This is a genomic window from Streptomyces sp. NPDC040589, from assembly GCF_055594445.1.
Genome location: NZ_JBVIWP010000002.1, coordinates 738,844 through 753,076 on the forward strand (window position 1 = coordinate 738,844; position 14,233 = coordinate 753,076).

Annotated in this window: 17 protein-coding genes; 7 read left to right on the forward strand and 10 right to left on the reverse strand. The window is 72.3% G+C overall.

Features of this window, described 5'->3' with window-relative positions:
* Positions 1-42: 42 nt before the first annotated feature.
* Positions 43-567 (reverse strand): RICIN domain-containing protein, encoded by a 525-nt coding sequence (locus ACZ58V_RS10330; protein ID WP_468184284.1) that lies wholly within the window; start codon positions 565-567, stop codon positions 43-45.
* A 463-nt stretch (positions 568-1,030) separates the two neighbouring features.
* Here ACZ58V_RS10330 and ACZ58V_RS10335 point away from each other — a divergent pair, with 463 nt between their 5' ends.
* From ACZ58V_RS10335 to ACZ58V_RS10345, 3 genes are read left to right on the forward strand one after another with little or no spacing between them, the layout of a single operon-like run.
* Positions 1,031-2,101 carry a Rieske 2Fe-2S domain-containing protein gene (locus ACZ58V_RS10335; protein WP_468184281.1) on the forward strand — a complete coding sequence of 357 codons (1,071 nt, stop codon included), beginning with the start codon at positions 1,031-1,033 and terminating at the stop codon, positions 2,099-2,101.
* Entirely contained in the window at positions 2,098-2,289 is a 192-nt protein-coding gene (locus tag ACZ58V_RS10340; RefSeq protein WP_468184278.1) for a hypothetical protein, read from the forward strand. Before ACZ58V_RS10335 ends, ACZ58V_RS10340 begins: the two co-directional genes overlap by 4 nt.
* Positions 2,286-3,221: a PDR/VanB family oxidoreductase gene (locus ACZ58V_RS10345; protein WP_471289443.1), complete on the forward strand. Its 936-nt coding sequence runs from the start codon at positions 2,286-2,288 to the stop codon at positions 3,219-3,221. Before ACZ58V_RS10340 ends, ACZ58V_RS10345 begins: the two co-directional genes overlap by 4 nt.
* Before the next feature lie 9 nt (positions 3,222-3,230).
* Here ACZ58V_RS10345 and ACZ58V_RS10350 read toward each other — a convergent pair whose 3' ends face one another.
* The 7 genes from ACZ58V_RS10350 to ACZ58V_RS10380 form a co-directional block, all read right to left on the reverse strand.
* Positions 3,231-3,905, reverse strand: a complete 675-nt coding sequence (locus tag ACZ58V_RS10350) for a GntR family transcriptional regulator (RefSeq protein ID WP_471289444.1) — start codon at positions 3,903-3,905, stop codon at positions 3,231-3,233.
* Between the two features lie 30 nt (positions 3,906-3,935).
* Entirely contained in the window at positions 3,936-4,937 is a 1,002-nt protein-coding gene (locus tag ACZ58V_RS10355) for a proline racemase family protein (protein ID WP_471289446.1), read from the reverse strand.
* A gap of 5 nt (positions 4,938-4,942) precedes the next feature.
* Positions 4,943-5,833: a dihydrodipicolinate synthase family protein gene (locus tag ACZ58V_RS10360; protein WP_468184267.1), complete on the reverse strand. Its 891-nt coding sequence runs from the start codon at positions 5,831-5,833 to the stop codon at positions 4,943-4,945.
* Entirely contained in the window at positions 5,830-7,194 is a 1,365-nt protein-coding gene (locus ACZ58V_RS10365; RefSeq protein WP_471289449.1) for an FAD-dependent oxidoreductase, read from the reverse strand. Before ACZ58V_RS10365 ends, ACZ58V_RS10360 begins: the two co-directional genes overlap by 4 nt.
* The gene (locus ACZ58V_RS10370) at positions 7,184-7,498 is read right to left on the reverse strand and encodes a (2Fe-2S)-binding protein (RefSeq protein WP_184588232.1); all 315 of its coding nucleotides are present in this window, start codon (positions 7,496-7,498) and stop codon (positions 7,184-7,186) included. Before ACZ58V_RS10370 ends, ACZ58V_RS10365 begins: the two co-directional genes overlap by 11 nt.
* Entirely contained in the window at positions 7,495-8,649 is a 1,155-nt protein-coding gene (locus ACZ58V_RS10375) for an NAD(P)/FAD-dependent oxidoreductase (RefSeq protein WP_471289450.1), read from the reverse strand. The genes ACZ58V_RS10370 and ACZ58V_RS10375 overlap by 4 nt, the downstream gene beginning before the upstream one ends.
* Before the next feature lie 70 nt (positions 8,650-8,719).
* Positions 8,720-9,379 (reverse strand): MmyB family transcriptional regulator, encoded by a 660-nt coding sequence (locus tag ACZ58V_RS10380; protein WP_468184258.1) that lies wholly within the window; start codon positions 9,377-9,379, stop codon positions 8,720-8,722.
* A gap of 238 nt (positions 9,380-9,617) precedes the next feature.
* Here ACZ58V_RS10380 and ACZ58V_RS10385 point away from each other — a divergent pair, with 238 nt between their 5' ends.
* The 3 genes from ACZ58V_RS10385 to ACZ58V_RS10395 all read left to right on the forward strand — a co-directional run bounded on the left by ACZ58V_RS10385 (position 9,618) and on the right by ACZ58V_RS10395 (position 11,222).
* A complete protein-coding gene (locus tag ACZ58V_RS10385; RefSeq protein ID WP_189726086.1) occupies positions 9,618-10,277 on the forward strand; it encodes a helix-turn-helix domain-containing protein in 660 nt (219 codons plus the stop codon).
* Between the two features lie 32 nt (positions 10,278-10,309).
* On the forward strand, positions 10,310-10,840 hold the full coding sequence (locus ACZ58V_RS10390) for a toxin-antitoxin system, toxin component (protein ID WP_468186103.1): 531 nt from the start codon (positions 10,310-10,312) through the stop codon (positions 10,838-10,840).
* Between the two features lie 157 nt (positions 10,841-10,997).
* Positions 10,998-11,222 carry a hypothetical protein gene (locus tag ACZ58V_RS10395; protein WP_359889451.1) on the forward strand — a complete coding sequence of 75 codons (225 nt, stop codon included), beginning with the start codon at positions 10,998-11,000 and terminating at the stop codon, positions 11,220-11,222.
* 108 nt (positions 11,223-11,330) lie between these two features.
* Here ACZ58V_RS10395 and ACZ58V_RS10400 read toward each other — a convergent pair whose 3' ends face one another.
* Positions 11,331-11,990, reverse strand: coding sequence for a 4'-phosphopantetheinyl transferase family protein (locus ACZ58V_RS10400; protein ID WP_468184252.1), 660 nt, complete (start codon positions 11,988-11,990; stop codon positions 11,331-11,333).
* Entirely contained in the window at positions 11,987-12,847 is an 861-nt protein-coding gene (locus ACZ58V_RS10405; RefSeq protein WP_468184249.1) for a metallophosphoesterase family protein, read from the reverse strand. Before ACZ58V_RS10405 ends, ACZ58V_RS10400 begins: the two co-directional genes overlap by 4 nt.
* A 258-nt stretch (positions 12,848-13,105) precedes the next feature.
* On the opposite strand from ACZ58V_RS10405, the gene ACZ58V_RS10410 reads away from it, so the two are divergent.
* Entirely contained in the window at positions 13,106-14,233 is a 1,128-nt protein-coding gene (locus ACZ58V_RS10410) for an ATP-grasp domain-containing protein (protein ID WP_468184247.1), read from the forward strand.

The following is a 14,233-nucleotide window of genomic DNA, read 5'->3' on the forward strand; positions in this document are numbered from 1 at the left end:
GACGATTCGGGGCTGCTCGCCGAGGTGAGCCGTTCAAGAGGCTTACAGGCCGTCGATGGACCACCAGACCTTCTCGGCGTTGCTATTCGGCTCGAGAACGACGACTTCCCCGAGGTTGTTGCCGTAGTACGGGGTCATGATCTGGCCCGCGGAACGGCTGTAGATCTTGTACGCGCCGTCGAGAGCCCGCTGGGTGAGCTGCCACTGGAACTCCAGGCCGGTTCCGCACGTGCCCTCGGTGACCCGTGGCTTGTTGAACCAGGGGGCACCGGGCTTGAGGCACATGCCGGTCTTGGTGTTGCGGATGATGTAGGTGAAGCCGGCGACGGGCTCGAACTCCCACTGGTCGGCTCCGAGGGTCTGGCCGCGGTCCCAGACGTAGTGCACCCATCCGTCCTGGAAGCCGTCGCCCCAGTTGTGCGGCAGCAGACTGCCGCCGGTCTTGATGTTGACGATGTGGGTCGTGGCCAGGGGCCGCGCGTGCGCGGTGGTGGCGGTTGCGGCTGAACCGAGCAGCGCACCGAGCATGCCGAGGACGAGTGACAGTCTGGTCAGAAGGCGTTGCATGGAAGGCCCTTCCTGCCGTGCGATCCGCCGCCGGGCCGGCCTCACATACGCCGCCCGGACAGGCGAGGAACACTCCGTAGCGCAGCGCACCCGAATGAACACCGAAAGTGAGAAACGGGCGGGTCCGGCCAATCCGACGCGGCAGGTTTCGAGCGCTCTTCCCCCTACCGCTCCACCGCGTCCCGCCGTCGGTACACCTCCGCTGCCACACACGCGTTCCTCGGCGTCACCCGGCCCTCCGGTCGTGACCGAGAGCGTCCCTCCACACAACCCCCGTTCACCCTCTCCAAGGGTGAATCCGCGGGCATGATGTTGACGCCTCGGCGAGGGTGAGGTGTACGGAGATCCAGGCTTCGGGATCAGGCCGTACACCAAGGCCCTTCCGTGGGACGGAAGTCGCATTGTGCCCCCGTGACGCCCTCCCGGACGATGCGACCACCACCCAGAGACGGGAGCCGCATCCATGCCTCACACCACTGCCTTCGCCAGGAACCAGTGGTACGTCGCCGCCTACAGTCACGAGGTCGGGCGGGAGTTGCTCGGCCGGACGATCCTCGGTGAGACGCTCGTGCTGTACCGGACCGAGGAGGACGGCACGCCGGTCGTCCTGCACGACCGGTGTGTGCACCGCCGGTACCCGCTGTCCGAGGCACCGACCCGTCTCGACGGGGACCGGATCGTGTGCGGGTACCACGGGTTCACGTACGACACGACCGGTACGTGTGTGTACGTGCCGGGACAGAAACGGGTGCCGCGCACCGCCCGGGTCGCCTCCTACCCCGTCGTCGAGCAGGACTCGCTGATCTGGGTGTGGATCGGCGACCCGGCACTCGCCGACCCGCAGACCATCCCGAGGGCCAGGCATCTGGACTCCCCCGGCTGGGTCACCGTGCGCGGCATGGAGCCCATCGACTGCGACTACGGCCTGCTCGTCGACAACCTCCTCGACCTCTCCCACGAGACGTATCTGCACGGCGGGTACATCGGCACCCCCGAGGTCGCCGAGACGCCGATCACCACGGAGGTCGACGAGGGCGCCGGGATCGTCCGGGTGAGCCGGCACATGGACGACGCCGAGTGCCCGCCGTTCTACGCCAAGTCCACCGGCATAGAGGGCCGGATCACCCGCTGGCAGGACATCGAGTACCACACCCCCTGCCTGTATCTGCTGCACAGCCGCATCGCCCCGGTCGGGGTGGTGCCGGAGCCGGACGGCAGCGACCCCAACGGCTTCCACACGGAGATCACCTACGCGATCACTCCGTCCGGCGACGGCAAGGTGTACGACTTCTGGGCCGTCTCGCGCGACTGGGCGACGGACGACGCCGAGGTCACCGAATTCCTGCGGGGCAACAACCACACGGTCGTGATGCAGGACGTCACCGCGCTCAACCTGCTGCAGAAGACGCTGGGCACCGAGCGCACCGGCTACCAGGAACTCAGCATCAACATCGACACCGGTGGTCTGGCCGCCCGCCGTATCCTCGCCCGGCTGGTCGAGGAGGGCGACAAGCCCCTGGAGAAGGTCCAGTGACAGCGCCCTCTTCGTTCAGGACCGGCGAGATCTACCGCATCGACTGGCTGCCCGGCACCGACGTCCTGCACGGCACCTGCCACTGCGGACGTGAGCACACCGCGCAGGACCCGGTCGAGATGTGGGAGTGGATGCTCGCCCACCCCCAGGGACACTCCGTCCACGAGCCGCGAGGGAACAGCTCATGAGCGCGTACGAAGCCGAACTCGTCGTCGAGCGGCGGGAGTCCGCCGCCGACGGCGTGCTCGCCCTCACTCTGCGCCACCCGCTGGGCGATCCGCTCCCGGACTGGGAACCGGGCGCCCACATCGACGTCGTGCTCGGCCCCGGCCTGGAGCGGCAGTACTCGCTGTGCGGCGACCCGGCGGACCGGTCGGCCTGGCGGATCGCGGTGCTGCGCGAGCCGGACGGGCGGGGCGGATCAGCCCATGTGCACGAGCAGGTGGGGCCGGGCGACAAGGTCCGGGTGCGCGGCCCCCGCAACAACTTCGGCCTGGAGCCCGCCCCGCGCTACCGGTTCGTCGCGGGCGGCATCGGCATCACCCCGATCCTGCCGATGCTGGCGGCGGCCGAGGCCTCGGGCGCCGAGTGGACGCTGCTCTACGGCGGTCGCACCCGCCGGTCCATGGCGTTCGGCGAGGAACTGGGCCGGTACGGCGACCGGGTGACGATCGCGCCCGAGGACGAGACGGGGCTGCTGGACCTGCCCTCGGTGCTGGACGACGTTCCCGACGGCACGCTCGTCTACTGCTGCGGACCCGGCCCGCTGCTGGACGCGGTGGAGGCCCGGAGCCCGTCCGAGGTGCTGCGCGTCGAGCGGTTCCGGCCCAAGGAGCGGGAGACGGGCGGCGACACCGCGTTCGAGGTGGAGCTGGCGCAGAGCGGCAGGACGCTCACCGTCGCACCGGACGTGTCCGTGCTCGACACCGTGCGCGCCGCCGGGGTCGAGGTGCTGTACTCCTGCGCCGAGGGCACCTGCGGCACATGCGAGACCGATGTCCTGGAGGGCGAACCGGACCACCGCGACTCGGTACTCACCGACGACGAACGCGCGACGGGCCAGACCATGCTCATCTGTGTGTCCCGCTGCCGTGGGAAGCGGCTCGTGCTGGACCTGTGATCCGGACGGTCAGGGCGCGGCCCACAGGCCCCGGACATGCCCGAGGTGCCGGGTCATGACCGTCCGCACGGCCTCTTCGTCCCGGGCGAGCAGCGCGTCCAGGATCTCCAGGTGCTCCTCCGCCGACGCCTCCAGCCACCCCTGCCCGGCGAGTGCGGTCAGCCCGTACAGCCGGGAGCGGCGTCTGAGGTCCCGTACGACGTCGACGAGATGGTCGTTGCCGGCGAGGGCCAGCAGGCCGAGGTGGAAACGCAGGTCGGCCTCGACGTAGGCGATGAGGTCGCCGGCCGCCGCGGAGGTGACGATCTCCTGGGCGACCGGGCGCAGTGCCTCCAGGGCCACCGGGTCGGCGGTGACGGCCAGGCCGGCCGTCGTGGGGATCTCGATCAGCGCCCGGATGTGGGTGTACTCGTCGAGTTGGCGCTCGGAGACGGCGGTGACGCGGAAGCCCTTGTTGGGCACGGTGTCGACCAGGCCCTCCTTGGCGAGGTCGAGCATGGCCTCGCGCACGGGGGTGGCGGAGACGCCGAAGCGGGCGGCGAGGCCGGGGGCCGAGTAGACCTCGCCGGGGCGCAGTTCACCGGCGATCAGGGCGGCCCGCAGCGCGTCCGCCACCCGCTCCCGGTGGCTGGGCTTCCTGCTGCCCAGCAGGGGCAGGGCGGGGGTGTGCCGCGGGGCAGCCATGACGGTCGCGGTGTCCTCTCGTGGTCGGGGCTACAGGACGAACCCGGCGGGGAACGGGTCGTCGGGGTCCAGCAGGTACTGGGCGGTGCCGGTGATCCAGGCGCGTCCGGTGAAGCTGGGCCGTACGGCCGGGCGGCCGGCCACCTCGGTCGTGCCGAGCAGTCTGCCGGTGAACCGGGTGCCGATGAAGGACTCGTTCACGAACTCGGTGTGCAGCGGGAGTTCGCCGCGCGCGTGCAGTTGTGCCATGCGGGCGCTGGTGCCCGTGCCGCAGGGCGAGCGGTCGAACCAGCCGGGGTGGATGGCCATGGCGTGCCGGGAGTGGCGGGCGGTGGAGCCGGGGGCGGCCAGGTAGACGTGGTGGAGGCCGTGGATGGACGGGTCCTCCGGGTGGACGGGCGGGTCCTCGTCGTTGACGGCGGCCATGAGGGACAGCCCGGCGGCGAGGATCTCCTCCTTGCGGGTCCGGTCGAAGGGCAGGCCGAACCGCTCCAGCGGCAGGATGGCGTAGAAGTTGCCGCCGAAGGCGAGGTCGTACGTCACCGTCCGCCCGTCGGCGAGGGTGGCCTTGCGGTCGAGGGCGACGGCGAAGGAGGGCACGTTCTGGAGCGTCACCGCCTTGGCGACGCCGTCTTCGACCGCGACCTCGGCGACGACCGGGCCCGCCGGGGTGTCGAGCCTGATGGTGGTGACCGGCTCGACGACCTCGACCATGCCGGTCTCGACGAGCACGGTCGCCACGCCGATCGTGCCGTGCCCGCACATCGGCAGATAGCCGGAGACCTCGATGTAGACGACGCCCCAGTCGCAGTCGGGTCGGGTCGGCGGCTGGAGGATCGCGCCGCTCATGGCGGAGTGGCCGCGGGGCTCGTTCATCAGCAACTGCTTGATGTCGTCGCGGTGTTCGCGGAAGTACAGCCGCCGCTCGTTCATGGTGGCGCCGGGGACGGTGCCGATGCCGCCGGTGATCACCCGGGTGGGCATGCCCTCGGTGTGCGAGTCGACGGCGTGCAGGACGAGTCTGCTGCGCATGGTCGTTACGCCAATCCGGCCGCTACGGCCTTCTCGGTGGCGGCTCGGACGGCGGCCTCCTGCTCGGCCGGCAGCGGCATGCGCGGCGGTCGGCAGGGGCCTCCGTGGCGGCCGACGAGGTCCATGGACAGCTTGATGGCCTGGACGAACTCCACCCGCGAGTCCCACCGCAGCAGCGGGTGCAGCCGCCGGTACAGGTCCCGCGCGGTGTCGAGGTCGCCGTCGACGGCCGCGTGGTACAGCTCGACCGAGGCCTGGGGCAGCGCGTTCGGGTAGCCCGCGACCCAGCCCTTGGCGCCCGCGACCGCCAGCTCCAGCAGGACGTCGTCCGCGCCGATCAACAGGTCCAGTTCGGGGGCGAGTTCGGCGATCCGGTAGGCCCGGCGGACATCGCCTGAGAACTCCTTCACGCCCCGGATGTGCCCCTCGCCGTGCAGCCGGGCGAGCAGCTCGGGCACCAGGTCGACCTTGGTGTCGATCGGGTTGTTGTAGGCCACGACCGGCAGGCCGGCCTTCGCGACCTCGGCGTAGTGGGCGAGGACGGACCGCTCGTCGGCGCGGTAGGCGTTCGGCGGCAGCAGCATCACCGCCTCGCACCCCGCCTCGCCCGCCTGTTCGGCCCAGCGCCGGGACTCGGCGGACCCGTACGCGGCGACGCCGGGCATGACGCGCCGCCCGCCGATCGCGGCGACGGCCGTCTCGACGACCCGGGCGCGCTCCTCGGGGGTGAGCACCTGGTACTCGCCGAGGGAACCGTTCGGCACGACGCCGTCGCAGCCGTTCTCGACGAGCCAGGCGCAGTGTTCGGAGTACCGGTCGTAGTTCACGGAGAGGTCGTCGTTCAGCGGGAGCGCGGTGGCGACGAGGACGCCGCGCCAGGGGCGGTGATCGGTCATGACTGTCCCTCCTGGGGGTGTTGCCGTGCGAGGACGCCGAGCGGAACGGGACGGGCGAGGGGCCTTCTGGCCGGGGCGGGCGGGCATCCGGCGAGGCCGGCGACCGCGCCGGCGCACATCCGGCCCTGGCACCAGCCCATCCCGGCCCGGGTGAGCAGCTTCACGGTGCGCACGTCGCCCGCCCCGAGGTCCAGGGCGTCGCGCACGGCACCGGCGGTGACCTCCTCGCAGCGGCAGACCACGGTGTCGTCGGTGACCTGCTCGGGCCAGTGCGCGGGCGGCGCGTAAGCGGCGTCGAGGGCGGCGGCCGATCTCATGAGCCGCGTACGGGCCTTGAGGGCTGCGGGGGCCGGGTCGGGGACGGTGCCGTGCAGGTACGCGGCGGCGGAGCACCCGGCGATGTGTCCCTCGGCGAGGGCGAGGGCCGCGCCGCCGATGCCGGTGGCCTCCCCGGCCGCCCATACGCCGGGTACGTCCGTGCGCTGCTCGGTGTCGACGGCCACGGTGAGCCCGTCGAGGCCGCAGCCGAGACCCTCCGCCAGGTCGGTGTGCGGGAGCATGCCGTGCCCGACGGCGAGGGTGTCGCAAGGCAACTGCCGCTCGGTGCCGGTCCTGACGCGTCCGTCGCTGTCGAGGGCGGCGACCGTGACGCCGGTCAGCCGGTCGTCGCCGTGGGCGCGGACGACGGTGTGACGAGCGAGGAACGGCACGCGGTGGCGCAGCAGCCGGGCGGCGTATCCGGCGCCCTCGGGAAGCTTGCCGGCCAGGGCCCGGCCGTGGCGGGCGAGGCGCCCCGGGTCGGCGGACTCGACGAGCGCGGCGACCTCCACCCCGGCTGCCGCGAGCCCGGTCGCCACGGGCAGCAGCAGCGGCCCGGTGCCGGCCACGACGGCTCGGCGTCCCGGCACCACCAGGCCGCCCTTGAGCATGGCCTGGGCGCCCCCGGCGGTGACGACGCCCGGCAGGGTCCAGCCGGGGAAGGGCAGCACCTGCTCGTAGCCACCGGTGGCCAGGAGCACGGCAGGGGCGTGCACCTCGGCCGGCTCCTCCTGCTGCGGCCCGAGCAGCGCGTGCACGACGAAGCCGCCGGACCCGCGCTCCACACACCACACATGATGATCGGTCAGCACCCGTACGGCACTGGCGGCGAGTCCGTCGCGCAGCCGCTCCCAGGTCCGCCACTGATGATGCAGCGCTTCGGGCCGCCCGGCCCCGAGCCCGGCGGCGGGCTGCCGGTAGAACTGCCCGCCCGGCTCCGTCGCCCCGTCGACGAGCGCGACCCGCGTGCCCCGCGCGGCCGCCGCGAGGGACGCGGCGAGACCGGCAGGCCCTGCGCCGATCACGACCAGGTCAGTCCGCATGGCGCACCCCCTCATGGCCCGTGCCCTCCTGTGTGCCGATCACGTCCCCCGGCCGCACCGGCACCAGACAGGCGCGTTGGTTGGGGCGGCCGTTGACGGTCACCAGGCAGTCGAAGCAGACGCCGATCCCGCAGAACACCCCCCGCGGACGGCCCTCGCCCCGGGTGGCGCGCCAGGAGGTGATGCCCGCCGCCCACAGCACGGCGGCGACCGTCTGCCCGGGCAGGGCCTCGACCGGCCGCCCGTCGAACGTGACCGTGAAGGCGGGGCCTGGCCTGGCTCCCGCCAGCTCCAGCGGATTCACTCGGCCTCCTCGGTGAAGCGGTCGGGCCGGAACGGGCCGAGGTCCAGGTCGGGCGCCTGCCCGGTCAGCGCCTGGGCGATCAGACGGCCCGTGCCGGTGGCGAGACCGATGCCGGCGCCCTCGTGCCCGCAGGCGTGGAGCAGTCCGGGCGCCCGGGGGTCCGGGCCGATGGCGGGCAGATGGTCCGGCAGATACGGCCGGAAGCCCACGTAGGTGCGCAGGGCCCGGACATCGGCGAGGAAGGGGAAGAGGTCGGTCGCGCCCGCCGCCAGCGCGCGCAGCGCCGGGAGCGACAACGACCGGTCGAAGCCGACCCGTTCACGGCTGGCGCCGATCAGGACCGGCCCGGCGGGCGTGCCCTCCACCACCGGGGAGGTCTGCAGCGCCGCCGAGTCGCTCGCGACATCGCCCACATAGTCGGCGGCGTACACCTTGTGCCGGATGCGGGGCGGCAGCGGCTCGGTGACCAGGACGAAGCCGCGCCGGGGCAGCACCGGCAGGGACACGCCCGCGCGGGCGGCGATCTCGCCGCCCCAGGTGCCGGCCGCGTTGACGACGGCCGGGGCGTGGATGTGGCCCCGGTCGGTCCGCACCCCGCGCACCGCACCGCCGGGCCCCCGCAGCACCGCGGTCATCTCCCGGCCGGTGAGCAGCCGGGCGTTCGAGGCGCGCAGCAGATGCGCCGCCGCGAGGGCGGGCATCACCTGGGCGTCCTGCGGGTAGTGCATGCCGCCCGCGAGACCGGGAGCCAGGTACGGCTCCAGGTCGGGAAGCCGGTCGGGCGGCACGGGGACGGCCTCGACCCCGGCCGCGCGCTGCCCGGCGGCGAGTTCCTCGAGACCGGCCAGGGCCCTGTCGGTGCCGGCGACGACGACACCGCCCTTGGCCTCGTACTCGACGGCCTTCCCCAGCCCTTCCCGGGCCAGTTCGGCCCAGAGCCGGGCAGAAAGCAGGGCGAGTTCGAGCTCGGGTCCGGGCTCCTTGTCGGAGACGAGGAGGTTCCCCTCCCCCGCGCCGGTCGTACCGCCGGCCACCGCGCCCCGGTCCACCACGACGACATCGAGGCCGGCGCGGGCCGCGTACAAGGCACAGGCGGCGCCGACCACTCCGGCTCCGACCACCACGACATCGCAGGTCAGCGACTCGCTCACGCCAGTACTATGTCACACACCACATCGTCTGGGAATGGGGCGAACGTCGTTTGGGCGAGGCCGGAAGCGCTCAGTCGGCCGCCGGTACGACCCTCAGGTGGGAGGCGCTACGACGCGTCCCGCGCTCCCTGGACGGAGTACGGCGGGCCTCGCGCGGCACGAACGTGAGCCGGGTGCAGCCCAGCTCCTCGAGCGTCCTGGACGTCTCGACGACGACCCGGCACTCGGTGGCACCCCGGCGCGGATCCGGGTGCACCAGTGGGCGTACGGCTCCGTCGTGCTCGACGGCGTCCTCGCCGACCGAGCGGATCCAGTGCGGCAGTCCCTGCCGGTACGCGGCCTCCATGATCGGGTCCTGGGCGATGTCACGGCGGATGGCCTGGAGTCCGTGGTCGGGGCCGTGGCTCTCCACGGTGCGCGCGAAGTGCGCGAGCATCGGCAGACACCAGCTCGACTCGTGCTCGCCGAGCACCGTGGGGGCGTCGGGGTGGAACAGCACGAACCTGAGGAAGTTGTCGCCCGGCATGGCCGTCGGGTGCGGACCCACGCCACCGAAAAGTGACCGGAACGCGCTATTGGTCAGCGCCACGTCCCAGCAGTGGTCGACGACGAGCGAGGGGGAGGAGACGGCCTCCAGAAGCCCGGTGTAGTCCTCCAGATAGGCCTGGGCCTCTGGAGTCTCGGCGACGGGCCGCGGTGCCGGCCGCTGCCCTCCTGCCTGATATGCCATCGGGAGGTCACCCCTCTTGCCTGTGCGGCCTTGACGCGGCGCCCCGATCCTGCTGCCCGAAGCTGAGGCGTGTCAACTATCGTGGCATTTCATGCCTGTTGACGGCTGAAATTGGCCACAGTTGTGGCGAGACCTGGATGTGAGTTCGAAGCACCGGCTACGCTCCGGGAAGTTCACGCCGGGGAAAGTCACGGCATCCACTTGTGAGAAGCCTGTGAGAGACGTAGGAGATCTGTCGGTGACGGGTGGCTTCGTCGAAAGTCCGGGCGCCACGCCGACGGCCGTGCTACCGGCCGTCGTCTCCCGTGTCACCGCGCTCGCGGACCGGCTCGGTGTGCCGCACGCCGAGGTCTTCGGCATCGGCCGGCTGTCCGTCGCCTCCGGGGTTCCGGAGCCGGTGGTGAAGGCCCTGCTCTGCGGCAGGCCCGCGGGCGAGCCCGATGTGCAGGCCCGGTTCCTGCAGCGCCTGGATCTGCTGCGCCGGACCCGGCTCAAGCCCACCGGCCGCAAGTACACCCAGCAGGAGATCGCCGACGGCGCGGGCATGTCCCGGCAGCAGGCCGGCGCCCTCATCAACGGCGACCGGCGGCCGACCATGGAGCACTGCGACGCCCTCCAGCGGTTCTTCCGGGTGCACGCGGGCTTCCTCACGGCGGAGGACCCCGAGGCGCTGGTGAGCGCCCTCCAGCACATCGAGCAGGAGCTGTTGCAGAAGCTCGCCGACCGCGAGCGGGAGGCGGCCGCGGCGGCCGACGACCCGCTGGAGCGGCTGTTGCAGGACCACGGCGTGCGCGGCATCGCCTGGCGGGCCGCGCAGCTGCCCACCGACCAGCACCGTGACAAGGTCGCGGAGTGGCTGGACATGCTCCTGGAGAGCGTCAAGCGGCCCGATTCGTGACCGTGGGGAGAACTGTGGGCATCGGTAAGGAAATGCGCCGCCTGTGCGGCGAGCTGGTCGCGGAGCTGACCCTCCCCGCGCCGGCGCGGCCCGACGAGCTGTACGCCGCGCTGTGCGACGCCATGAGCAGACGCCGTGGCCGGCCCGTCCACTTCCGTACGGCCGCCTTCCCGGTCGGGACCGCGAGCGGGCTGTGGCTCGACATGGCCGAGCAGGACCTCGTCGTGATCGAGGAACGCACCGCGCCGGACCACCAGTTGGTGATCCTGGGCCACGAGCTGTGGCACATGAACGCCGGGCACTGCTCCCACCACGTCGAGGGCGCGGCGGTCGCGGCCCGGCTGCTCGACGACACCGCCGATCTCCAGGCGACGGTCCTGAAGGTCGCGGCGCGCACCCGCTTCGACCAGGACGACGAGAGGGAGGCCGAGAGCTTCGGTCTGCTGCTGGCCAGCAAGTGCCGTGCGTGGCTGGCCGGTTCGTCGTCGCGGGGGCCGGTGCAGCGGGACCATCTGGCGGGGCGGATCGAGGCGTCGCTGGGGTATCGGGGTCCGCAGGGCTGACGGGCCGTCCGGGTTCTTCCGCCGAGCGGGCGAACCGGGGGGCGGCGGGGCCGGATTGTCAGTGGTGGACGGCAAGCTGGAGGTGCGCCCTTTCTGTGCGGGGCGTGCGTGCCGCATGGCGCGGGACCGATGACGCCGACACGGGGAGAGCCGACCGATGCAGACCGCCGTACCGACCGACCGTGAGCGCACCGCCGTCCAGGCCTATCTGCGACTGCTGCACACCGTCCGGGCCGCGTTCGATCTGGAGACCGGCAGCCGCCCCGCGATCGTCCCGCCCGCGGTCCTCGCCGAGGCGGAGGCGGCTCTCGAACGGGCGGGGCTGACCGGGAACGAGGAGGAGTTCTTCCGGTTGCTGCGGAATTGGTGTCCCGAGTCGTAGCGCCGGGGCCAGGGGGGCGGAGTCGAGCTCGGGAGTGCGGGTGGTCTTCCGAGTGCGGGCCTGTTCGGGGTTGTTCGCGCAGCCCCCCGCCCTTGAGGGCGCGGCGCCTCAGGCGTGCGAGACAGCGACGGCCGTCGCAACCAGGCCGCGGGACGTCGTCCAGCGGCCCTCGAAGCGGTCGACGCGGCGGCCGCCCACCAGGGGCCCGGGGACGAGGAGTGCCGCGCTGAAGCCGCCGTCGACGGAGATCTCGATGTCCGCCTCCATGAAGTCCAGCCACTTCCCGGTGAGGGGGAACCACGCCTTGTAGACGGACTCCTTCGCGCTGAACAGCAGCCGGTCCCAGTGGACGTCGGGCCGCTGTGCCGCCAGCAGGCGCAGCCGCTCCGCCTCGGACGGCAGGGACACCGAGGGCAGGACCCCCTCGGGCAGCGGCCCGTGGACCTCGGCGTCGATGCCGAGGGAGGCCAGGTCGGCGGCGCGGACCAGGGCGGCGGCACAGTAGCCGTCGCAGTGCGTCATGCTGCCGGCCAGCCCGGCCGGCCAGCCCGGGGCGCCGCGCTCCCCGGGCAGGATCGGCTGCGGCGGCACACCGAGCTTCTCCATGGCGCGCCGGGCGCAGGAGCGTACGACGGCGAACTCCCGCCGGCGCTTGGCGACCGCCCGCGCCACGAGCGCCGCCTCCTCGGGGTACAGCGGGGTGTCCGCGCCGTCCTGGCCGTAGGCCTCCACGGTGACCACGCTCGCGGGCAGCAGTTCCTCGATCACCTCTCCTCGCCCTCCCTCGGCAGGATGCGTCGCAGTCGCCCCGGCGGCTCGGACCGCTTGCGCCACTCGCGGGGATAGCCCACCGACACCTCCTCGAAGCGCACGCCCTCGTGCCAGGTGGTGCGAGGGATGTGCAGGTGGCCGTAGACCATCGTGTGGACACGGAACCTGCGGTGCCAGTCGGCGGTCAGGCCGGTGCCGCACCACATGGCGAACTCGGGGTGCCACAGGACGTCCATCGGATGCCGGTCCAGCGGGTAGTGGTTGACGGGGATCACGGGCAGATCGCCGGGCAGCTCGGCGAGTCTGCGTTCGGTCTCGGCGACCCGGGCCCGGCACCAGGCCTCCCGGCTCGGGTACGGGTCGGGGTGCAGCAGATACTCGTCGGAGCACACGATCCCCGTGCCGTGGGCGTACTCCAGGCCCTGTTCCTTGGTCGTGCACCCGGCCGGCAGGAACGAGTAGTCGTACAACAGGAACAGCGGGGCGACGGCCACCGGGCCGCCGGGGCCGTCCCAGACGGGGTAGGGGTCCTCGGGTGTCGTCACGCCGAGTTCCCGGCACAGCTCGACCAGATACTCGTATCGGGCGACGCCCCGCAGGGTGACGGAGTCGCTCGGATGGGTCCACAGCTCGTGGTTCCCGGGCACCCAGACGACCTTGCGGAAGCGGCCCGCGAGTGTCTTGAGGGTCCAGCGGATGTCGGCCACGGTCTCCGCGACGTCACCGGCCACGAGCAGCCAGTCGTCGTCCGTCACGGGCGCCATGCTCTCGACCAGGGCGCGGTTCTCCGGGTAGCCGATGTGCAGATCGCTGATGGCCAGCAGCTGTCCGGCACCACCGGCCGTCGATGTCACCCTTCATCCCCCTCCGCACACACGAACGCCACCAAGAGATCACATCTCGGCGTCCGGGGACAAGACCGGCCGGATGGCCACGACGGGAGGAATCCTTCACACGCGCGTTGCACGAGAGAGCCCGGCGAAGCCGTATGATCGGCCCCAACACCACCGCTGAAAACTTCCCTTTCGCAGGGGCGGTTTGGTGTACCCACATTCAATCTGCCCGGGCACGGGCCGCTGAGCCCTGCCCGCGAACCTTGAAAGGCGGCCTGCATGGTCTCTCGCGTACGCGTCTGGCTCAACCGCACGTACGCGGAGAACGTGTTCTTCATGGATCAGCTGCGGAGAAATCCCAGCGACCGGGCCGTCGAGATCCATGCCACCCACGGCGACCCCGACTCCCCCGTGCTGGCCGCCGCCGACACCGCCGAGCTGGAGCCCGAGGGCCTGTCCCCGGCCGGGTACGTCGAGTACGCGCTGGTGCAGTGCGCGCGGCGCGGCATCGATGTGTTCGTGCCCCGGCTGCACCAGTCGGCGATCGTGGCGCACCGCGCCGAGTTCGAAGCTGCCGGTACGGCGGTGCTGGCGCCCCCGCCCGAGGCGGTGGCCGTCTTCCACGACAAGGTGATCGCGTACGAGGCGGTCCAGGCGATCGGCGTGCCGGTGCCGCCGTGGTACCGGGTCCGCTCGGAGGACGAACTGGTCGCCGCTGTCGAGGAGTTGGAGGCAGGCGGGCACAAGGCGTGCTTCAAGCCTGCGTCCGGAGCGGGCGGTGTGGGCTTCCGCGTGATCACCCGCTCGCCCTTCTCGCTGTCGCAACTCGACGGGTTCCCCAGCCCGTACGTGCCGCTCGATCTGGTGCTGGAGGCGCTGCGGCAGGCCGAGGAGCCGGTGGACTGGCTGGTGATGCCGCGCCTGGAGCAGCCCGAGGTGTCGGTGGACTGCCTGACCGGTCCGGACAACCGGGTCCGGATGGCCGTGGGCCGCACCAAGAACGGCCGCCGCCGGGGCTTCACACTGCACGAGCAGTGGCTGGACCCGGCCCGGCGGCTCGCGGAGGGCTTCGGTCTGCACTACCTGTCCAACATCCAGTTCCGGATGTTCGGCGACCGTCCGGTCCTCATGGACGTCAACACCCGCCCGGCCGGCGGCCTGCACCAGCTGTCCCTGTGCGGGATCAACGCCCCTTGGGCGGCTGTGCGGCTGGCGCTCGGCGAGGACCCGGGCGAGGTGGTTCCGCCGTTCCTGGGCCAGGACTACACCGTGGTGTCGGGGCCGCGCCCGCTGCGTCCGGTGGCGCTGCCGCAGCAGCGGGCGGAGGCGGACGAGCCGCTGCCGCCGATGCCGGTCGACTCCGTCGGGGCGGCCCCGCAGGCCGCGGTCGGGGCGCTGCCTCTCTAG